Annotated in this window: 16 protein-coding genes and 1 other RNA gene; 10 read left to right on the forward strand and 7 right to left on the reverse strand. The window is 72.1% G+C overall.

Annotation, left to right across the window (positions count from 1 at the left end):
- The first annotated feature begins 75 nt into the window (after positions 1-75).
- Complete coding sequence (locus tag PCC79_RS12795; protein ID WP_232548504.1) at positions 76-1,035, forward strand: DUF2510 domain-containing protein; 960 nt, start codon at positions 76-78, stop codon at positions 1,033-1,035.
- 18 nt (positions 1,036-1,053) lie between these two features.
- Here the strand turns inward: PCC79_RS12795 and PCC79_RS12800 are convergent, their stop codons facing one another.
- Complete coding sequence (locus tag PCC79_RS12800) at positions 1,054-1,284, reverse strand: hypothetical protein (protein WP_342372053.1); 231 nt, start codon at positions 1,282-1,284, stop codon at positions 1,054-1,056.
- A 43-nt stretch (positions 1,285-1,327) separates the two neighbouring features.
- Here PCC79_RS12800 and map point away from each other — a divergent pair, with 43 nt between their 5' ends.
- The 6 genes from map to PCC79_RS12830 all read left to right on the forward strand — a co-directional run bounded on the left by map (position 1,328) and on the right by PCC79_RS12830 (position 8,151).
- Positions 1,328-2,185, forward strand: a complete 858-nt coding sequence (map, locus tag PCC79_RS12805) for a type I methionyl aminopeptidase (RefSeq protein ID WP_232548502.1) — start codon at positions 1,328-1,330, stop codon at positions 2,183-2,185.
- A gap of 57 nt (positions 2,186-2,242) precedes the next feature.
- Complete coding sequence (locus tag PCC79_RS12810) at positions 2,243-2,665, forward strand: MarR family transcriptional regulator (RefSeq protein ID WP_342372054.1); 423 nt, start codon at positions 2,243-2,245, stop codon at positions 2,663-2,665.
- Positions 2,662-3,921 (forward strand): MFS transporter, encoded by a 1,260-nt coding sequence (locus tag PCC79_RS12815; protein WP_342372055.1) that lies wholly within the window; start codon positions 2,662-2,664, stop codon positions 3,919-3,921. The genes PCC79_RS12810 and PCC79_RS12815 overlap by 4 nt, the downstream gene beginning before the upstream one ends.
- Positions 3,922-3,995: 74 nt before the next feature.
- On the forward strand, positions 3,996-6,200 hold the full coding sequence (locus PCC79_RS12820; protein ID WP_342372056.1) for an MMPL family transporter: 2,205 nt from the start codon (positions 3,996-3,998) through the stop codon (positions 6,198-6,200).
- Positions 6,197-6,685 (forward strand): MarR family winged helix-turn-helix transcriptional regulator, encoded by a 489-nt coding sequence (locus tag PCC79_RS12825; RefSeq protein ID WP_342372057.1) that lies wholly within the window; start codon positions 6,197-6,199, stop codon positions 6,683-6,685. Before PCC79_RS12820 ends, PCC79_RS12825 begins: the two co-directional genes overlap by 4 nt.
- A gap of 59 nt (positions 6,686-6,744) precedes the next feature.
- A complete protein-coding gene (locus tag PCC79_RS12830; RefSeq protein ID WP_232548497.1) occupies positions 6,745-8,151 on the forward strand; it encodes a sugar porter family MFS transporter in 1,407 nt (468 codons plus the stop codon).
- 20 nt (positions 8,152-8,171) lie between these two features.
- On the opposite strand, the gene PCC79_RS12835 is transcribed toward PCC79_RS12830, so the two are convergent.
- The 5 genes from PCC79_RS12835 to PCC79_RS12855 all read right to left on the reverse strand — a co-directional run bounded on the left by PCC79_RS12835 (position 8,172) and on the right by PCC79_RS12855 (position 12,108).
- Positions 8,172-8,780 carry an HXXEE domain-containing protein gene (locus tag PCC79_RS12835; RefSeq protein ID WP_232548496.1) on the reverse strand — a complete coding sequence of 203 codons (609 nt, stop codon included), beginning with the start codon at positions 8,778-8,780 and terminating at the stop codon, positions 8,172-8,174.
- Positions 8,781-8,819: 39 nt separating this feature from the next.
- On the reverse strand, positions 8,820-9,419 hold the full coding sequence (locus tag PCC79_RS12840; protein WP_232548495.1) for a TetR/AcrR family transcriptional regulator: 600 nt from the start codon (positions 9,417-9,419) through the stop codon (positions 8,820-8,822).
- 86 nt (positions 9,420-9,505) lie between these two features.
- Positions 9,506-9,878, reverse strand: an RNA gene (gene rnpB / locus PCC79_RS12845) — RNase P RNA component class A.
- A 55-nt stretch (positions 9,879-9,933) separates the two neighbouring features.
- The gene (locus tag PCC79_RS12850) at positions 9,934-11,361 is read right to left on the reverse strand and encodes an RNB domain-containing ribonuclease (protein WP_342372058.1); all 1,428 of its coding nucleotides are present in this window, start codon (positions 11,359-11,361) and stop codon (positions 9,934-9,936) included.
- A gap of 3 nt (positions 11,362-11,364) precedes the next feature.
- Positions 11,365-12,108: a zinc ribbon domain-containing protein gene (locus PCC79_RS12855; RefSeq protein ID WP_232548493.1), complete on the reverse strand. Its 744-nt coding sequence runs from the start codon at positions 12,106-12,108 to the stop codon at positions 11,365-11,367.
- A 122-nt stretch (positions 12,109-12,230) separates the two neighbouring features.
- Between PCC79_RS12855 and PCC79_RS12860 the strand changes: the two genes are divergently transcribed.
- Positions 12,231-13,751 carry an aminopeptidase P family protein gene (locus PCC79_RS12860; RefSeq protein WP_232548492.1) on the forward strand — a complete coding sequence of 507 codons (1,521 nt, stop codon included), beginning with the start codon at positions 12,231-12,233 and terminating at the stop codon, positions 13,749-13,751.
- Positions 13,752-14,483: 732 nt separating this feature from the next.
- Here the strand turns inward: PCC79_RS12860 and PCC79_RS12865 are convergent.
- Positions 14,484-15,634 (reverse strand): IS3 family transposase gene (locus PCC79_RS12865; RefSeq protein WP_342372059.1). Its coding sequence is split into 2 segments (ribosomal slippage): positions 14,484-15,364 and positions 15,364-15,634, totalling 1,152 coding nucleotides; the frame shifts between segments, so codons are not numbered across the junction.
- Here PCC79_RS12865 and PCC79_RS12870 point away from each other — a divergent pair.
- Both PCC79_RS12870 and PCC79_RS12875 read left to right on the forward strand, forming a co-directional pair.
- On the forward strand, positions 15,611-16,900 hold the full coding sequence (locus PCC79_RS12870) for a TrpB-like pyridoxal phosphate-dependent enzyme (RefSeq protein ID WP_342372060.1): 1,290 nt from the start codon (positions 15,611-15,613) through the stop codon (positions 16,898-16,900). The genes PCC79_RS12865 and PCC79_RS12870 overlap by 24 nt on opposite strands.
- A 133-nt stretch (positions 16,901-17,033) precedes the next feature.
- A complete protein-coding gene (locus tag PCC79_RS12875) occupies positions 17,034-20,549 on the forward strand; it encodes a pectinesterase family protein (RefSeq protein WP_342372061.1) in 3,516 nt (1,171 codons plus the stop codon).
- The last annotated feature ends 329 nt before the right edge of the window (positions 20,550-20,878 follow it).

Below are 20,878 nucleotides of genomic sequence, written 5' to 3' on the forward strand. Positions count from 1 at the left end.
CGTGTTACGGAGGTGTTACGCCTCGTGCGGACCGGGGCGCGGCCCCCGCTGGGAACCGCGCTATAGGCTCGCCCCATGAGCAACGGCGCACCTCCCCCCGGCTGGTACCCCGACCCCGCGGCGTCCGATCCTGCGGCGCCCCCGGCCGCCGGGCCCGGTCTGCGCTGGTGGAACGGGACGGCCTGGACGCAGGACGTGCGCGCCGCCGCCTGGCCCCAGGGCGGTGCGGCCGGTGGGCCGGCGGGCCCGCACGGCGCGGCTGCGCCGCAGCGGGCACCGCGCCGCGGGCCCGGCGCGTGGGTGTGGGTGCTGGTGGGCGTCCTCGCGCTGGCGCTGCTGGCCGGCGCCGCCCTGCTCGGCGGGCTCGGCCTGCGGACCACCACGCCAACCCCCCAGCCTGTTGCGACACCCACCGACGAGCCGGCCCCCGCGGAGACGGGCGGGGCGGCGTCCCCCGAGGCCACGTCCCCCGACGCGGCGCCGACCACGACCCTCGCGCCCGGTGACTGCCCCGCGCAACCGCCATCGACCCTGCCGCTGGCGAGCCCCGATCCGCTGCGCGTGGGCGACCTCGCCATGCCGGTCCCCGAGGGCTGGGGCGGCCCCGTCGCGGACACCCGCGTGCCGCGCGCCCGGGACGCGTGGCAGTACTACGTGCAGTCCGACCTCGGCCAGGGGTGGGCGTCCAGCATGACCGTCGGGTTCCTCCACGTGGCGCCGGGGGCGGTGCCGCTCGCCGACGACGCCTCCGGCCTGCTCACGTGCATCGTCGAGGGCAACATGTACTCCGGCACGAACGCGCTGCTCGCCGAGACGGAGGCGTCGTCGGTGACGGTGGGCGGCCTCCCCGCTGCCCGCATCGACGGCACCGTCGCCATCGAGGATCCGACCATCGCCAGCGCCGGATCGGCGGTGGTGGTCGTCGTGGTCGACACGCCCCAGGGGCGGGAGTTCTTCTTCGGCGCCGCCCCGCTGGAGGACGCCGCCCAGGTGCAGGACGTCATGACGACCGCGGACGCGCTGACCATCGAGTGAGGCGCCCCCGGCGCGTCCTCAGCCGCGCAGGGCGTCGAAGACGGAGCCGCCCTCGTCGTCCTCCTCGTCCGGGTCGTTGAAACGGGGGTCGTTGTCCCACGCCTCGTTGCGTTCCTGCGCGTGGTGCAGCGCCTCGGCCGCCTCCTCGCGCGTGGCGTAGGGCCCGAGCCGGACGTCGGCGGGGCACCCGTCGTAGGGCTCCACGCCGGAGTGCCGCAGGCAGTAGTACCAGGTGCGGTCGTCGGTCATCGCTCCTCCTCGTGGCGGTGTGCAGCCACACTATGATCGGCGGGTGAGTCCCATCAAGCCCCACCGCATCAGCCCACGCCGCCCCGTCCCCGCCACCATCGCCCGCCCCCACTACGTGGATCGCCCGGCGCCGGATCGATACACCGGCTCCCACGTGCAGAGCGCCGAGACGGTCGAACGGATGCGCGTGGCGGGCCGGATCGCCGCGGGGGCCATGTACGAGGCGTCCCGCGCCATCGCCCCGGGCGTGACGACCGACGAGCTGGACGCCGTGGCGCACACCTACATGCTCGACCACGGGGCCTACCCCAGCGCGCTCGGCTACCGCGGCTTCCCCAAGTCGATCTGCACGAGCGTGAACGAGGTGATCTGCCACGGCATCCCCGACGCGCGGCCCCTCGAGGACGGCGACCTGGTGAAGATCGACGTGACTGCGTTCATCGACGGCGTCCACGGCGACAACTGCGGGACGTTCGCCTGCGGCGAGATCGATGAGGACTCACGCCTGCTCATGGAGCGCACGAAGACGGCGCTCGACCGGGCGATCAAGGCCGTCCGCCCGGGGCGGCAGACCAACGTGATCGGTCGGGTCATCGAGTCCTACGCCAAGCGGTTCGGCTACGGCGTGGTGCGCGAGTACACCGGCCACGGCGTCCACTCGGCCTTCCACTCCGGCCTGGTGATCCTCCACTACGACAACAACGCCTACAACGACATCATGGAGCCGGGCATGACGTTCACCATCGAGCCGATGCTCACCCTCGGTGACGCCAGCAGCCACCAGTGGGACGACGACTGGACGGTCGTCACCAACGACGGCTCGCGCTGCGCCCAGTGGGAGCACTCCCTCGTGGTCACCGACACCGGCGCCGAGGTGCTGACGGTGCCGCCGGCCGCCTGAGCCGCCCGCCCGCCGCGAACAGTTGCTTAGGCTAACTCACAGTTCTAGGATCTCGGGGTGGATCCAAACGAGGTGGACGCGCTGCGCGCCGCAGTCAGCCGCCTGGCGCGGCGTCTGCGCAACGAGGGGTCCGGCAGCGACACGCTGTCGGCGACCGGGGTGGCGGTTCTCGCCCGGTTGCGCCGCGACGGGGCGCAGACCCTGCAGGCCCTCGCCGCGGCCGAGCACGTCCGTCCGCCGTCGATGACGCGCATCGTGGACCGCCTGGTCAAGATGGGTCTCGTCACCCGTGCACCACACCCCGACGACGGCCGCGCCGTGCTCGTCCGGCTCGGCGAGCCGGGGGCGTCCTTCCTCGCCGACACCGTCCGGCAGCGCTCCGCCTGGCTCACCGAGCGTCTGGGGGCGTTGGACGCCGCCGATGCGGACGCGTTGCGCGCCGCCCTGCCCGCCCTGCAGCGCCTGGCGGACGCCTCGTGAGGCGGCTCCACGCGCCCGCCCGCGGGGCTCGCGCCCCCCGGGCCGACCACACCCCGACGTTCGCCTCGCTGGGGGTGCGCAACTACCGCCTCTACTTCATCGGCGCCGCCATCTCGAACAACGGCACCTGGATGCAGCGGATCGCGCAGGACTGGTTGGTGTTCCAACTCACCGGCTCCGGGCTGGCGGTCGGCATCACCATGGCGCTGCAGTTCGGGCCCATGCTGGTGCTGGGCCTCTACGGAGGCGTGCTGGCCGATCGGTACGCGCAGCGCCGCATCCTGCTGGCCACGCAGGTCGGGCAGATGCTGTGCGCCGTCGCACTGGCCGCCTTCAGCTTCACCGGGAACATCAGCGTGGCTGCGGTGTACACCCTCGCCCTGGTGCAGGGCGTCATCACCACGCTCGACAACCCGGCCCGCCAGAGCTTCGTCGGCGTCATGGTGCCGCCGCGCCTGCTGCCCAATGCCGTGGCCCTCAACTCGGGCAACTTCAACCTGGCCCGCCTGAGCGGCCCGGCGCTGGCCGGCCTCCTCATCGCGGCCCTGGGCGCGGGGTGGGCCTTCGCGCTGAACGCCCTGAGCTTCGTGGCGATGCTCGCCGCCCTGGCCGCCATGCGGCCTGCCGAGTTCGAGCAGGCCCCCCGCTCCCCGCGCGGCCCGGGCGCCCTGCGCGAGGGGCTCGGCTACGTGCGGGGCCACCCCCGCATCATCGTGACGTTGGTGCTGGTGTTCTTCGTCGGGACGTTCGGCTTCAACTTCCCGATCATCCTCACCGCCTACACGGGCCGCATCTTCACCGGCGACTCCGCGCTCTACGGCATCCTCAACTCGATGATGGCGGTGGGCTCGGTGCTCGGCGCCCTGCTCGCCGCCCGACGCGAGCGCGTGACGCCGGCGCGCCTGCAGGCCACGGCCGCGGCGTTCGGGGCCATGCTGATCGTGCTCGGCCTGCTGCCCTGGCTGGGGGCGTTCATGGCCGGGCTCGTGCTGGCCGGGCTGGCCGCGGTGTCGTTCAACGCCATGGCCAATTCCTCGGTGCAGCTCGAGGCGGACGCGGCGGTGCGCGGCCGGGTCATGAGCCTGTACTTCGTCGTCATGATGGGCACCACCCCGCTGGGTTCGCTCATCGCTGGCTGGATCACCGACACCTGGGGCGCGCCCGCCGCGCTGCAGGTGAGCGGCGTGGTGGTGGCCCTGGCGGCGGCCGGGTGCGCGCGGGCGTCCGTTCTGGTGGAGCGTCGCGCCGCCCGCTGAGCCGCGGTTGCGCGACTGCCCCACCCCCTCGTAGGCTCGGCAACTCTTTCGATCATCGAAACATCAGGAGTGCCATGCCCGCGTCGACCGCGCCCCAGGATCGAGCCGCCACAGCCACCCCGCGGCTCATTCGCCTGGCCGCCGTCGTCCTGCTCGTCCTGTGGCTGGGGCTGGGCGGCCTCGGCGGGCCGCGCATCGGCCAGCTGGCCGGCCTGCAGGAGAACGACTCGACCGCGTTCCTGCCGCCCGAGGCCGAGTCGAGCCTCGCCCGCGCGGAGGCGGCGGCGTTCTCGGACGCGGACACGCTCCCGCTGTTCCTGGTGCTCACCCGGGACGACGCGATCGAGCCCGCCGCGTTCGGCACCGTGCTCGCCCCGTTCGTGGCCGACCTGGGCAGCGTGCCCTTGGCCGAGGGCCTCACCCTGTCCGACGTCGTCACCAGCGAGCCGGAGGCCCTCGTCCCGTCGGAGGACCTCGACGCGGTGCTCGTCCCGATCGCGTTGGCGTCCGACCGGGTTCGCGACCGCGTGGGCGAGGACACCGTCATCCGGTTGGTGCTGGACGCCGTGCGCACCCACGCGACCGACGAGCTGGGCGGGGAGGGCTTCGAGGTGGCCCTGACCGGTCCGGCCGCCTACGTCGCCGACTTCTCGTCCGCCTTCGCCGGCATCGACGGGGTGCTGCTGCTCGTGGCGCTGGTGGTCGTGTTCGTCATCCTCGTGCTCGTCTACCGCAGCCCGTTCCTGCCGCTGGCGGTGCTCCTGTCGTCCGTGTTCGGCCTCGCGGCCGCCGGTGTGGTGGTCTACGAGCTGGCCAGCCGCGGCTGGCTGTCGATCTCCGGGCAGTCCCAGGGCATCCTCAGCATCCTGGTCGTCGGTGCGGCGACCGACTACGCCCTGCTCATCGTCGCCCGCTTCCGCGAGGAGCTGACGCGCACCGCGTCCACGTGGCAGGCGATGCGGCGCACCTGGCGGGGCACGGTGGAGCCCGTGAGCGCCAGCGCCGCGACGGTCATCGCCGGCCTGCTCTGCCTGCTGCTCTCCGATCTGGGCAGCACCCGCTCGCTGGGCCCCATCTCGGTGGTGGGCATCGTCGCCGCCCTGCTGGCGGCCCTCACCTTCCTCCCTGCCGTGCTGCTGCTGGCCGGACGCCGCATCTTCTGGCCCCGCATCCCCGCGGTGGCCGGGCCGGAGCCGGACGCCGACGCCCGGCCCGGCCTGTGGGCGCGCGTCGCCGCCGTGGTGGGACGCCGCGCGCGTCCCGTCTGGATCCTCACCACCCTCGCCCTCGTCGCGATGGCCGCCTTCGCCCCGCAGTTCCGGGCCGACGGGCTGGGCAACAACGAGGTGTTCCGCGTGGAGGTCGACAGCGTGGCGGGCGAGCGCGTGCTCACCGAGCACTTCCCCGCGGGCGCCTCCACCCCGGTCACGGTGGTGGTCGACGAGGCGGATGCCGAGGACGTCCTCGCTGCGTTGGCCGATGTGCCGAGCGTGGCGGAGGCCGCGGTCGCCACCGAGGCGCCGGCGGGGCCGCCCGGGGCGGAGGCCCCGCCGCAGGTGGTCGACGGCCGCGTCCTGGTCAACGTGACGCTCGATGCCGAGGGCCAGACCCTCGCCGCCCAGGAGGCGGTCGCCGAGGTTCGCGACGCCGTGCACGGCGTGGACGCCGCCCTGCACGTCGGCGGCCTGCCCGCCCAGGCCCTCGACACCCGGCTCGCCAACGCCCACGACGTGCGCGTGGTGCTGCCGGCCATCGTCCTCGTGGTGTTCGTCGTGCTGGTGGTGCTGCTGCGCGCGCTCGTGGCGCCGCTGGTGCTGATGGCCGCCAACATCGCCTCGTTCCTGGCCACGATCGGGGTGTCCGCGCTGGTGTTCAACCACGGCTTCGCCTTCCCCAACTCCGATCCGTCCACCCCGATCTACGCCTTCGTCTTCCTCATCGCGCTCGGCGTCGACTACACGATCTTCTTGATGACCCGCGTCCGGGAGGAGGTGCCGTTGCGGGGCGCCCGCCCGGCCGTGCTGCACGGGCTGTCGGTCACCGGCGGCGTCATCACGAGCGCCGGCATCGTGCTGGCGGCGACGTTCGCGGCGCTGTTCGTGATTCCCCTGGTGTTCATGGCGCAGATCGCGTTCATGGTGGCGTTCGGCGTGCTGCTCGACACCTTCCTCGTCCGCGCCCTGCTGGTGAGCGGCGCGGCGTACGACCTCGGCCGCTTCGCCTGGTGGCCCAGCCGGTACGCGAAGCCGGGCCCGCGGCGGGCCGTCCCAGGGTCGTGAGCGCCACCCAGGCCGCCCACGCCGCCGCCACCGCCCGCGTCACCCGCCTCCTGCGGGCGCTGACGACGGCGTCCGCCATCTACGCCGACGGGGCCCGGCTCGACGTCGGGCTGCCCCGCAGTGACCTGAACGCGCTCGGGCTGCTGAGCCAGGCGACCGCCGACGGCGAGGCCCTGTCCGCCGGCGAGCTGGGGCATCGGCTGGGGCTGTCGGCGTCCGCGACCACGGCGCTGGTGGACCGGCTGCAGGGCCTGGGCCACGTCCGCCGCGTCCGGCACCCCCACGACGGGCGGAAGGTGGTGATCGACGTCACCGCCAGCGCCCAGGAGACCGGACGCCGCGCCTTCGCCCCCCTCGCCGAGGCTCTGGCAGAGTCGCTGGCCCCCTTCGACCCCGAGCAGCTCGCCGACGCCGCGGCGGTCATGGAGGCCGTCCTGGCCGCCGTGGAGGACGCCGCGCGGGACCGCCCCCGTTCGGAACACTGACCCGCTAGTCTTCCCGCAACCGTTCACTCGGCGTTCACCTCAGCGGAGAGGATCCGACCATGAGCACCCCCCTTCCCCCCGCCGCCCACGAAGATTTCAACGTCGGCCGCGTCGTCCAACTGGCGGCGGTCGCCGCGCTCGGCGGCTTCCTGTTCGGCTTCGACACCGCGGTCATCAACGGCGCGGTCACCCCGATGCGCGACGCCTTCGGCATGGGGCCCGGCCTGACCGGCTTCGTCGTGTCGTCGGCCCTGTTGGCGTGCATGGTCGGCGCCTACGTGGCCGGCATCCTCGCCGACCGGATCGGCCGCATCAAGGTGATGGTGCTCGCCGCCGTGCTGTTCACCATCAGCGCCATTGGCTCCGGCCTGGCGTTCGGGCCGTGGGACATGATCGTCTGGCGCGCCATCGGCGGCATCGGCGTCGGCGCGGCGTCCGTCATCGCCCCCGCCTACATCGCCGAGATCAGCCCCGCCCAGGTGCGCGGACGCCTCGGCTCGCTGCAGCAGCTCGCCATCGTGGTCGGCATCTTCGTGGCCCTGTTGTCGGACTACGCGATCGCCGAGGCCGCCGGCGGGGCGGCCAACGCGTCGTGGTTCGGCCTCGACGCGTGGCGGTGGATGTTCATCGCCGAGGTGGTGCCGGCCCTCGCCTACGGCGTCCTGGCCCTCACGATTCCCGAATCGCCGCGCTACCTCGTGGCCCGGGGCGAGACCGACCAGGCGCGCACCGTGCTCGGGCGCGTCCTGCGGTCGGGGGTCGAGGCGCGCATCACCGAGATCGCGCGCACCGTCCGGCGGGAGTCGAAGGCGTCCCTGGCCGACCTGCGGGGCTCCACCGGCAAGGTGCTGCCCATCGTGTGGATCGGCGTGGCGCTGAGCGTCTTCCAGCAGTTCGTCGGCATCAACGTGATCTTCTACTACTCCGCCACGCTGTGGCAGTCGGTCGGCTTCACCGAGGCGGACGCCCTGGTGCAGACCGTCATCACGTCGGTGACCAACATCGTCGTGACGCTGGTCGCGATCGCCCTGATCGACAAGATCGGACGCCGCCGCCTCCTCCTCATCGGCTCGGCCGGCATGTTCGTGACGCTCGGCGCGATGGCCTGGGTGTTCGCGCAGGCCCCCATCGTCGACGGCGCCCCGGTGCTCGAGGGCAACGCCGGTATCCTCGCGCTCATCGCGGCGAACGGCTTCGTGGTGTTCTTCGGCATGTCGTGGGGCCCGGGCGTCTGGGTGCTGCTGGGCGAGATGTTCAACAACCGCATCCGCTCCACCGCGCTCGGCATCGCTGCGGCGGCCCAGTGGTTGGCCAACTTCGCCATCTCGACGACGTTCCCCGCCATGGCCGAGTTCGGGCTGTGGTTCGCCTACGGCTTCTACACCCTCGCCGCCCTGGCGTCGTTCTTCTTCGTGCTCCGCCTCGTCCCGGAGACCTCCGGCAAGCAGTTGGAGGACATGGACTGAGCGACCGCCACGACGGTCGGTCAGCCCTTGAGCAGAGCGCCCCGCACGTTGGCGAGGAACACCGAGTACCGCATGCCACTGGTGACGACGACGATGCGCTGCGCCACCAGGAGACCTCCCAGCATGACGAGGGCCGCCCACAGCCAGTCCCACCCGGTGACCAGTCCGGCGCCGTTGACGTACAGGATGGTGGCGATCGACACCGGGAACATCGCGAACGCCGCGGTGACCAGACCCGGGGAGTACGGGCGCCTGAGGTCGAACATGCGGATCGCGACGAGGTGCGCGACGACCTCGAGAATGCCGAGCAGCACCCAGGCCAGCTGCAGGAACACGACCCCCGGGAAGAACCACGGCACGATGACCAGGACCGTCACCAGCGCTGCCGTGACGATCTCACCGAAGGAACGACTCTTCGCGGCGAAGTTCAGCTTTCGGGCAATCATCTCGGAGAATCCACCGGGGAACCGGCCCTCCTCCCACAGGTGTGCAACGACGGCCGCCAGGAACAGCGTGCAGAGCCGCTGCACCATGGGCATGGTCGACCAGGTGAGCGCGGCGTACACGCCCATTCCGGCGGCCACTGCGGTGACCACGTACATGTTGTTCCGGGCGAGGAAGCTTCCCATGGCTGGTGTTTCCCTTCTTGGTCTGGTGGTGGTTCCGGGTCACTGGGCGGCACGGCCGTGGAGGAAACGGGAGACATGCTGCTCGACGTCCACACCGGTCGCCCCCCTGCCCCGGGTGTCGGCGGAGAATCCGGTGAGGAAGGGGATGACGATCGGGCCCAGGAAGGCGGGCACGAGCGTTTCGACGGCCTCCGGGCGCAGCACCCCCACCTGCTGGTAGCGCACCAACAACTCCCCGATCGCAGCGAACAGCTGCCCCGGGCCGCGCAGGTCGCGCGACAGTTCCGGGTCGTGGGGAACCTCCGCCAGAATCACCCGGGCAGCAGGGCCGAACCGCTGCAGCGCGGCCTGGTAACCCGACGCCAATCGCGCGAGATCAGCCTCGACGTCCCCCGTGTACAGCGCGAACTCCTGGCTGGCCGCCTCGAAACGGCTCTCGATGGCGGCACGGATCAGCAGGTTCTTCGTCCCGAACTTGCGAAACACGGTGACCTCGTTGACCCCGGCACGCTGCGCGATCAACCGGGTCGTGGCGCCCTTCAGCCCGCGCTCCCCGATCACCTGCAGGGCCGCGTCGAGGATCACCGCCTCGGTGGTCGAGGGCGGGGGCAACTCCGACGGGTCGTCGCGCAGGCTCATGCCACCACCGTAGAGCGGGACAGCCACAACATGCAAGTAAGCACTTGCGCGCTGTGAGGACAGCGCAGGAGAACGCTCTGCGTGGGGGGACGAGCCGGCCTGTAAGCCGGATTCTGTCGAGGATGATCATCCATCTGTGACCGCCGTTGCCGGCGGCCTCCGATCCTCGCGGATCGTGCAGCCTACCCGGACGCCTCGCGCGGGTCACGCTCGAGCGGCGTCCGCGGGCCGAAGCCCTTCTTGGCCTTGCTCCGGGTGGGGTTTGCCGTGCCGCCGATGTCACCACCGACGCGGTGGGCTCTTACCCCACCGTTTCACCCTTACCCCTCTTGCGAGGGGCGGTCTGTTCTCTGTGGCACTGTCCCGCGGGTCACCCCGGGTGGGCGTTACCCACCACCTTGCCCTGTGGAGTCCGGACTTTCCTCAGCCCCGTGGGGCCGCGATCATCCGGCCGACTCGTCCGAGGCGCCACTCTACCCCTCCCGAGCCCTGGGCGCCGCCCGCCGCCGGTGCCTCAGCGCGCGCGGAACTCCACCCTGCCGGCCGCCAGGTCGACCTCGACCAGCTCGGCGGTGATCTCCGAGCCCAGCTCCGCCTCCCCCGTCAGGCGTGCCTGCACGGCCGGCTCTTCGATCTGGATCTCCGCGCCGCCCCGGCGCTCGTCGATGCTGATGACGGTCGCGGCGAACTCCTCGCCCTCGCGTCCGGAGAGCACCAGGGCCTCCACCAGCCCGACGATCCCCCGCTCATAGGCGTTGGCGCGGCGCAGGGCGTCCGCCATCACGTCGGGCAGGGAGAACAGTTCTTCACGCACCCAGCCCGGGATCTCCTCACCGGCGCACACCGACAGGCAGATCTGGCTCACGTACCGATCCACCAGGCGGCGCAGCGGCGCGGTGCAGTGGGCGTAGGGCGCCCGCATCGCGCCGTGCAGCGGTTGCTCGGGGCGCTCGCCGTCGAACGCCGCGTAGCCCGCGCCGCGGAACAGCAGGGTGGAGGCGTTCAGCATCGCCGCGTGCCGAGGGTCGGTCGGGTCCAGCGACCGGACGAACTCCGGGTAGTCGACCGACCCGGGCCAGCGGATCCGCAGGCCCTTGGCGACGCGTCGCAGCCGGTCGACGGACGCCTTCTCGGCGGGCGGCAGCGTGCGCAGGATGCCGACGCCGGCGTCCAGCATGATCTGGGCCGCGGCCATCCCGGTCATCAACGAGATCTGGGCGTTCCAGTCCTCCACCGGCAGCCCGGCGCGGTAGGACAGCTCCCACCGGCGCGGCCCGGTGGCGTGCACCTCCTGGCTCGGCACGTTGAGGCTGACCGCGCCCCGCTCCACCTCCAGCGCCAAGCGCAGCAGGCCGACCTCGCGCAGCCCCACGAGCACCTCGTCGGCGGTCCCGGCGTCGAGATCGGCCTGGACGCCGGCGTAGTCGAGCTGGGCCCGGCTGCGCACCCGGGCCCGCGCCACCGTGGAGTGGGTGACGACGCCGGCGGCGTCCAGCGTGTGCTCCCAGACCAGCGCGGTGCGCACCTGCCCGGCCAGCAGGCTGGCCGCGCCCTCGGCCAGCACCGGCGGGTGCAGGGGCGTCCGCTCGTGGGGCGCATAGAGCGTGACGCCCCGGGCGTGCGCCTCGGCATCGATGGCGCCACCCGGGGTGACGAAACTCATCAGATCGGCGATCGCGTAGAGCACGCGGTAGCCGTCGCCGGCCCGCTCGACGAACAGCGCCTGGTCGAGATCGGTCGAGCCCGGCGGGTCGATCGTCACGAAGGCCACGTCGGTCAGGTCACGCTCGGGCAGCTCCACGGCGGACGCCGCCTGCTCGGCCTCGGCGAGCACCGCGTCGGGGAAGGCGTCCGGGACGTCCAGGGACTCCTTGAGCTCGACGAACCCCGCCCGAATCGGGCCGGGGACGCCGGCTGGGGCCCGGTACTGGCGCCGAGGCACGGGTCAGAGCCCCGACTCGGCGGTGCGCACCAGGATGCGGTTGCACTCCTCGCAACGGAGCACCTCGTCGGCCGGCGCACCGCGGTAGCGCACCATGTCGGCCGACGTGGCCTCCAACTGGCAGCCCCGGCAGCGGCCGCGCTGGAGCAGCGCCGCGCCGACCCCACCGGACTTCTCGGCGATCCGGCCGTACAGCGCCAGCAGGTCGGCGGGCAGGGTCGCGGCGAGGGCGTCCCGCTCGGCGGTGTGGCCGGACGCCTCGGCGTCCAGCTCCGCGAGCGCGGCCTTGCGGGCCTCCAGGACGCCGCGCAACTCCTGCTCGACGGCCGTCTTGTCGCCGGCGATCCGGTCACGCGCCGCCACCGCCTCGTCGAGTGCCTCCATCGCCTCGAGCTGCCGGTCCTCCAGGTCGCCGATGCGGCGACCGAGGTGGGCGATCTCGTCCACCATGGCCGACAGGGCCTTGGGGTCGCCGACCTGACCGGCGTCCACCCGCTGCTGATTGCGCTCGCGCCGCTCGCGCACGGGCACGATGTCGTTCTCCGCCTTGGTGGCCTCGGCGCTCAGGTCGGCCACCCGCGTGTCGGCCTCCACCACCTTCTCGGCGAGCGCCGAACGGCGCGCGTGGAGCTGCTGCGCCGTCGCGGTCTCGGGCAGGGTGCGGCGGCGGTGCTCGACCTGGGCCAGCGCCGTGTCGACCGCCTGGAGGTCGAGCAGTCGCCGCTGGAGTTCCGGGGCAGCCTTCATGGTTCCTCCTCGTGGTTCGCTCGCACGATACCGCAGCCCCACGGCCGGCTCCGGGCCGGGGCGTCCGCCGGGGTGCGCACTAGACTCGGCCCCCAGACCGCACCTGTTCGATCGGGGGATCGATGAACGACCAGCAACCTCGCCTGCCCAACCGGCAGACGCCGTTCTCGGACGCCTTCGTGGCGTTCATCCCGACCGACTGGGCGCCCTACCCCGCCGAGCTGCCCGACCGGCTGCCCGCAGCGGAGTTCACCGAGCACCGGCGGGACACGATCAGCGCCGCCTTCCCCGGCGAACGCCTGGTGATCCCCGCCGGGCCGCTCAGCGTCCGCTCCAACGACACCGACTACCGCTTCCGCCCCCACTCGGCCTTCGCCCATCTGACCGGGTTGGGTTCGGATCGTGAGCCGGACGCCGTCCTGGTGCTCGAGCCGTCCTTCACCGACGCCGACGATCCCGCGGAGGCGTCCGGTGTCGACGCGGAGGGCCACACCGCCACGCTCTACTTCAAGCCACGCGCGCCGCGCACCGACCCCGAGTTCTACGCCGACGCCCGCTACGGCGAGATGTGGGTGGGCACGCGCGATTCCCTCGAGGAGCTGGAGGCCCTCACCGGCCTCCCCTGCCGCCCGCTCGCGGAACTCCCGGCGGCCCTGACCCTGCACATCGACCGGGTGGACACCCGCGTCGTCCGCGAGGTCGACGACCGCCTCACCAAACTGCTCGACGAGCTGCGCCGCTCCAACGCCGTCGAGTTCGACCCGTGCGTGGACGCCGAGCTCGCCACCGCCCTGTCGGAACTGCGGCTGATCAAGGACGACTTCGAGATCGGGCAGCTCCAGCTCGCGTGCGACGACACGGCGGTGGGCTTCGAGGCCGTCGTCCGCGATTTCCCGACCGCGGTGGCCCAGGGCCGCGGCGAGCGCTGGTGCGAGGGCGTCTTCGGCCTGCACGCCCGACACCGCGGCAACGACGTGGGGTACGGCAGCATCTGTGCGGCCGGGGACCACGCGAACACGCTGCACTGGATCCGCAACGACGGCGAGCTCGCCGACGGCGATCTGATCCTGATGGACATGGGGGTCGAGGTCGAGACCCTCTACACGGCCGACATCACCCGGACCTTGCCGGTGAACGGTCGCTTCACCCCCGCGCAGCGGAAGGTGTACGAGGCAGTGCTGGAGGCCCAGCAGGCGGGCATCGACGCGGCGCGCCCCGGAGCGCGGTTCACCGACGTGCACGAGGCGGCGATCCGGGTGGTGGCCCGGCACCTGCACGCGTGGGGGATCCTGCCGGTCTCGGTCGAGGAGTCGCTCGACCAGCTCAACGGCGGCCACCACCGGCGCTGGATGGTGCACGGCACCTCCCACCACCTCGGCATCGACGTCCACGACTGCGCCGAGGCACGCCAGGAGTACTACCGCGGCGGCGTCCTGCGGCCCGGCATGGTGATCACCGTCGAGCCCGGCATCTATCTCAAGGCGACCGACCTGCTGGTGCCCGAGGAACTCCGCGGCATCGGGGTGCGCATTGAGGACGACATCCTCATCACCGAGGACGGCAACCGCAACCTGTCCGACAAGCTCCCCCGCGATCCGGACGCCGTCGAGGCCTGGCTGGCGGGCCTGCTGCCGAAGTCCTGATCGCCCGGAGCCAATCACCCCGCCCACCGACGACCGCCGCCGCCGGCCGCCGCCGCCGGCCACCCGGTGGCCACCCGATGGCATTTGGACCCGAGGTCATGGCGCCATGGCGCCATTACCTCGGGTCCAAAACACCGCACATTCGCCCCGCCCCGGCCGGGCGATCGCCGCGCTCGACGGCTGGTTCCTTCGAGGGCAGGCGTGGGACGCCGGCGCCCCGGCGGCGTCCGACGTCGTCCCGTTGGGGGGAGGAGACGATTCGGGCACGTGCGGGGGTGGAGCCCGCGCGGCGCGCGTTTGGCGCGCCGCCCGAGCTGGTCCCCGGGCAGCGGCGCGTCGCCCGGGCAGCTGAGCGGGAGTTCACGTCCACAACCCATGCACAAGCCCGCCTTCTCGACGCCGCGGCACCCGATCCTGTCGACAACCCAGGCACAAGCCCGCCTCGTCGACGCCACCGGCCCGAATCCTGTCGACAACCCAGGCACAAGCCCGCCTCGTCGACGCCGGAACCCTGAGCCCGTCCACGCGGCCGGTCCACATCCGGGCCGACGCGGCCACGAGCCATGCGCACTCGTTACAGTGCGGCCATGACCGAACCGACGAAGGTGTTCCTCGACGAAGAGGAGATCCCGACCCACTGGTACAACCTCGTGGCGGACCTCCCGACTCCCCCGCCCCCGCCGCTCCACCCAGGCACGAAGGAGCCGCTCCAGCCCGACTGGGCCGCCCCCGTCATTCGGTCCGGACGGTGTGTGAGTCGTCGGTTTCGATTTGATGGGTGCATTGCCGAGCGTACTCGGCTGGGGTTAGGTAGCCGAGCGAGGAGTGCCGGCGGTGGTGGTTGTACTCGTCCTTCCAGTCGCCGATCACGACCTGTGCGTGCAGTAGCGAGTAGAAGCTGTTGATGTTGAGACACTCGTCGCGGATCCGGCTGTTGAATGACTCGACGTACCCGTTGCGCCACGGCGAGCCCGGCGGGATGTAGGACAGGCCGGTGCGGGTGCCGGCCCAGTCGGCCATCGCCTCGCTGATGAACTCCGGCCCGTTGTCCGACCTGAGCACCGCCGGGGCGCCCCGGGCGGCGACGAGGTCCTCGAGGTGGGCGGTGAGTCGGTCGGCGGTAATCGAGCGCTCCACGAGGCCGCCGATGCACTCCCGGGTGTGTTCGTCGACGATCGAGCAGATCTTGATCGGTCGTCCGTGCTCGTCGGCGTCGAACTGGAAGTCCACCGCCCACACCACGTTCGGCGCGTCCGCCGTCGGCGCGTCGACGGTCGAAGATCCGACGCGCTTGCGTCGACGCCGCTGCGGGACCCGGAGCCCTTCGTCACGCCACAGGCGTTGGATCTTCTTGTGGTTCACCACCCACCCCTCGGCGCGGGCGTCGTGATACGCCCGCCGATACCCGTAGCGGGGATGGTCCTTCGCCCAGGCGCGCAGCCACTCCCGCAGCGCCCGATCCGGGTCCGCGACCGTGTCGCCCTTGAGCGGTCGCCGGTACGCGGAGCGGCTCAGCCCGACCAGACGGCACGCCATCCGCTCGCTCACCTGCAGTGTCCTGATCAGGTGCGCGACGGCGGCACGGCGCCTGCCCGGGCCTAGAAGTTTCCCTCAGCCAGCTCCTTGAGCGCGGCCTTCTCCAGCTCCGCTTCCGCGAGCAGACGCTTCAGGGTCGCGTTCTGCTTCTCCAGCTCCTTCAGGCGCTTTGCGTCGTCGGCCTTGAGGCCGCCGTACTGGTTCCGCCACCGGTAGTACGTCTGCTCGGACACCCCCAGCTCCCGGCACACCGCCGCGACATCCTGACCATCGGCGAGCATCCTGTCGGCCTGCCCGAGCTTACGGACGACCTGCTCCGGAGTGTGACGCTTCCTACTGTTCGTCATGATCTGACCAGTCTCCCTGCCCGCCACCGCGGGCAACAGGACGACTCTCATAACGACCGGACCTACGAAACGGGGTCAGCCCACGACGACCTGACCGCGCTGTTCCCGATGGGTCTCATCGCCCAAGAGGCGAGCACGGAGCGCTGGATCGAGATCCCCGAGCGCGTGCGCGAGATCTACCGGCTGTGGCGTCCCACCCCGCTGCACCGGGCGCGACGCCTCGAGGAGGCGCTCGGCACGACGGCCCGCATCTACTACAAGTACGAGGGTGAGTCGCCGGTCGGCTCCCACAAGACGAACTCCTCGGTGCCGCAGGCCTATTACAACGCCATCGAGGGTCGGACGCGGCTCACCACCGAGACCGGTGCCGGCCAGTGGGGCTCGGCGCTCGCGTTCGCCACGCAGATCTTCGGGCTGACCTGCGACGTCTGGCAGGTGCGCAACACCTACGAGAGCAAGCCCTACCGCCGCATGCTGATGGAGACCTTCGGCGCCTCCGTGACGCCCAGCCCCTCGGAGCTCACGGAGGCGGGCCGGGCCCTGCGCGAGCGGTTCCCCGACACCCCGGGCTCGCTCGGCATGGCGATCTCGGAGGCGGTGGAGGCGGCCGCGCAGGATCCGGACGCGTCCTACGCCCTGGGCTCGGTGCTCAACCACGTCACCCTGCACCAGAGCATCATCGGGCTGGAGGCGCTCAAGCAGCTCGAGAAGTTCGGCGAGGGCCTGCCCGACCAACTGTTCGCCTGCGCCGGCGGCGGGTCGAACCTGGCCGGCATCGCGTTCCCGTTCCTCCGCGAAAACCTGGCCGGACGCGGCGCCGTCGCCGTCACCGCCTGCGAGCCGGCCGCGGCCCCCTCGCTCACCCGCGGGGAGTACCGCTACGACTTCGGCGACACCTCCGGCATGACCCCGCTGCTGAAGATGTACACGCTGGGCAACGACTTCGTCCCCGACAGCGTTCACGCCGGCGGGCTGCGCTACCACGGCATGGCCCCGCTGGTGTCCCACGCCTACCACGAGGGGCTCCTGACGGCCATCGCCGTCAAGCAGCGCGAGGCGTTCGACGCGGGCGTCATCTTCGCCCGCGCCGAGGGCATCGTGCCGGCCTCGGAATCCTGTCACGCGATCGCGGGGGCGCTCGCGGCAGCACGACGGGCCGGCGCGGCGGGCACGAGCCCGGTCATCCTCATCGGCGTCTCCGGGTCGGGCCAGCTCGATCTGCCGGCCTACGCCGAGTACCTGTCCGGCGGCATGCTGGACGCCTGAGGGCGGCCCCGAGCCAAGGCAACACGGGGCTGGGAGTAGCCCCCGGTGATGGTCAGGGCGCACCATCATCTCAGGTCGGCCATCCGAGCCGACCTGAGAGGGCGGCCACGGCCGCCCAGGGGGGAAACTGAACATGGGGGGAATCAAGCGCGCCCAGCGGCCGGACCGGCTGCTGGGTCGGCTCGTCGCCGCGCTGACCGTCACAGCGATCGTGGGCGCCGGGCCGGGTACCGGCGCGGCGATCGCGGCCGAGGACACGACGCCGCCGGCGCCGGTGGCCAAGCTGACCGCGACCGGGGACAAGAGCAGGGTCAAGCTCGACTGGTCGTCGAACAAGGAGAAGGACCTGCGCGGCTACCAGGTGTACCGCGCGGAGAGTGCCGACGGCTCCTTCACGAGGCTGACCAGCTCACCGCGCACGAGCTCGGACTTCTCCGACACCAGTGCGCCGACGGGGGTCGTCTCGTACTATCGCGTCACCGCGATCGACAAGTCCGGCAACGAGTCCGCTCCGTCGGCCGTCTCGGCCGTGCGCAAGGACGCCACGGCACCCGCGGCCCCCACCGGCGCCACCGTCGTCCTCACCGGCACGACGGCCGTCCTGGACTGGGCCGACAGCAGGGAGGCCGACCTGGCCGGCTACCTCGTGCAGCGCGCCACGACGGCGGGCGGCACCTACCGGTCGGTGACCCCGTCGCCGATCCAGGAGTCGACCTTCACCGATGCCACCGGCGCAGCGACTTCCTTCTACCGCGTCGCGGCGGTCGACACGAGCGGAAACGTCTCCTCGTGGACCAAGGTGTCCGCGCCCGACACGATCGCCCCCGCCCCCGTCACCGGCATGGTGGTCACCACCTCTTCGTCGCGGATCAAGCTCGACTGGACCTCCAGCTCAGAGAAGGATCGCGCCGGCTACCACGTGTACCGCGCCTCCACCCCGGACGGCCCCTTCACCCGGCTGACCGCCACGCCCCGCACCAGCTCCGACTTCTCCGACTACGAGGCCGCTGTCGGCCTCGTCTGGCACTACCGGGTGACCGTCATCGACAAGGCGGGCAACGAGTCCGAACCCGTCAGCGCGTCCGCCATCCGCAAGGACGCCGTCGCCCCGGCCGCCCCGACCGGCCTGACCGCGACCCAGGCGGCCACCGGCGTCGTGCTCGACTGGGCCGACAACACCGAGCCGGACGTGGCCGGGTACCGCGTCTGGCGCACAGGCCCCGACGGGGTCGAGACCCTCCTCGCCGACCAGGTGCCCGCGTCCACCCTCACCGACGGTTCCGCGCCCACCGGCGCCCTCACCTACCGCGTGGTGGCGCTGGACGCGTCCGGCAACGTCTCCGCAGCGGCGAGCGCCACGATCACCGTGACGGCACCCATCGAGGGGGCGACCGTCGTGGTCGCCCAGGACGGCAGCGGTGACTTCACCACGGTGACGGACGCCCTCGCCGCCGCCCCCGCGGACGGCAGCGCCTACGTCATCGGCATCCGCCCCGGCACCTACACCGAGAGCTTCACCGTGGCCCGCGCCAACGTGACACTGCTGGGCGCCACCGCCAACGCGGCCGATGTCGTCATCTCCGGCGACGTGGCGGCCGGGACGCCCAAGCCCGACGGGACGGGCACCTACGGCACCTCGGGCAGCGCCACCGTGCTGATCAGGGGCAACGACGTGACCGTCAAGAACCTGACGATCGAGAACGCGTACGTCGAGACGGGCACCGGCAGCGAGCAGGCCGTGGCGCTCAAGACCCAAGGCGACCGGCTGGTGTTCGCCAACGTCCGGCTCCTGGGCGACCAGGACACCCTCTACGCCGACTCCCCGGCCCCCGGTGCGCTGGCCCGCTCCTACTACACGAACTCCTACATCGAGGGTGACGTCGACTTCATCTTCGGCCGCGGCACGGCCGTCTTCGACCGGTCGACGCTGATGGCCTCCTCGCGGGGGAGCACCACCAACAACGGTTACGTGACCGCCGCGTCCACCAGCAATGCGCTGCCGTACGGCTTCCTGATCACCGACTCGACCATCCTCTCCGACGCCCCGGACCAGACGTTCAGCCTCGGACGCCCGTGGCAGCCGAGCGGCGACGTCACGGCGATCGCCCAGGTCGTCGTCCGCAACACCGAACTGCCGGCGGCCATCAAGAGCTCGCCCTGGACGGACATGACCACGTCCTTCTCGTGGCGCAACGCCCGGTTCTTCGAGTACGCGAACACCGGCCCCGGGGCCGGGGTGAACGCCGACCGGCCCCAGCTCAGCACGGTGGAGGCGGCGTCCTACACGAAGTTCACCTATCTCGCCGGCACCGACGGCTGGAACCCGACCGGCGAGCTGCCGCCCGCCGACACGACACCCCCGGCCGCGCCCGCGGGGCTCACGGCAACGGCCGGCGACTCGGTCGTCGACCTCGCCTGGACGGCCAACACGGACGCCGACCTGGCCGGCTACACCGTCTACCGCTCCACGACCAGCCCTGTCGCCACCACCGCCGAGAACCTCGTCGCGGCGGACCTCACCGCGCCGACGCTCAAGGACCGGGGCGTCACCAACGGCGTCACCTACCACTACGTCGTGACCGCCGTCGACCGGCAGGGCAACCAGTCCCCGGCCTCGGCCGAGGTGGCAGCCGCGCCGGTCGGCGTCCCGCTGCCGCCCCACGACGCCCTCGTGTCGGCCGACGGGTCGGGCGACTTCACGACGGTGCAGGCGGCCATCGACCAGACGCCGGCGGGCACCGCCGACCACCCCGTCGTGATCGTCATCCGCCCCGGCGTCTACCGGGAACTCGTCTCGGTCAAGCGGCCGTACGTGCAGCTCGTCGGGGCCACCGGGGTGGCCGCCGACGTCGTGCTGACCTACGACAACGCCGCTGGGACGACCAACCCGGCCACCGGCCAGCCCTATGGCACCGGCAACAGCCAGAGCGTGCTCGTCACCGGCGCCAACGTGACGGTGAAGGACCTCACCATCGAGAACGCCTTCGACGAGGCGGCCTCCAGCCTGACCAGCAAGCAGGCGGTGGCGCTGAAGACGACGGGCGACCGCGCGGTCTACTCCAACGTCCGGCTGCTCGGCAACCAGGACACCCTGCTGGCCGACACGCCCGACCCGTCCGTGATCTCCCGGGCCTACTTCGTGAACTCCTGGATCGAGGGTGACGTGGACTTCATCTTCGGACGCGGCACGGCCGTGTTCGACCGAACCACGATCCGCGCCCTCAGCCGCGGCTCGTCGAGCAACAACGGCTACATCACGGCCGCCAGCACGTCGGACAAGAACCCCTACGGGTTCCTGATCGTCAACAGCACCGTGACCAGCGACGCCCCGGCGGGCACCTTCTCGCTGGGACGGCCGTGGCGGGGATGGTCCGACGGCTACACCCGCAACGGGGTCGTCTACAACTCCCGGGGCCAGGTGACCATCCGCAACACGACGCTGCCTGCGGCGATCCGCGCCACGCAGCCGTGGGCCGACATGGCTCCGAACCTGTGGACCGACGGGCGGTTCTTCGAGTACGACAACACCGGTGCGGGAGCCACGGTCGTCGATCCGGCGACGCGTCCGCAGCTCACCGACGCGGCGGCGAACGACGCCACCCCGCAGGCCTACCTCGCGGGTTCGGACGGCTGGGACCCCATCGGCTGAGGGGGCGAGGGTCGGCCCCGCTGATGGGGGTCGGCGACGTCCCCATGACGCGGGCCCCTGCTCCGACGGAGCAGGGGCCCGCGACAGGAGTGAGGCGCTCCTGCGATGGGTTCAGCTTCGAGCAGCCTTACTGCGAGCGGTTCTGCTCGGACCCATTCTCGGTGCCGTTCTGGTCGCGGCCCTCCCCCGCGGTCGGGTCGGCCGCCGTCGCACCGGAGGTCCGCCACGGCTCAGCCTGACCGGCCGGCGCCTGCCCCCGCTGGTCCTGCCCCAGCTGGTTCTGGCCCTGCTGCGGCTGGCCGTAGCCCTGGGGGTAGCCGCCCTGACCC

The sequence above is a fragment of the Propioniciclava soli genome (assembly GCF_038502305.1).
In the GTDB taxonomy this organism is placed as follows: Bacteria; Actinomycetota; Actinomycetes; order Propionibacteriales; family Propionibacteriaceae; genus Propioniciclava; species Propioniciclava soli.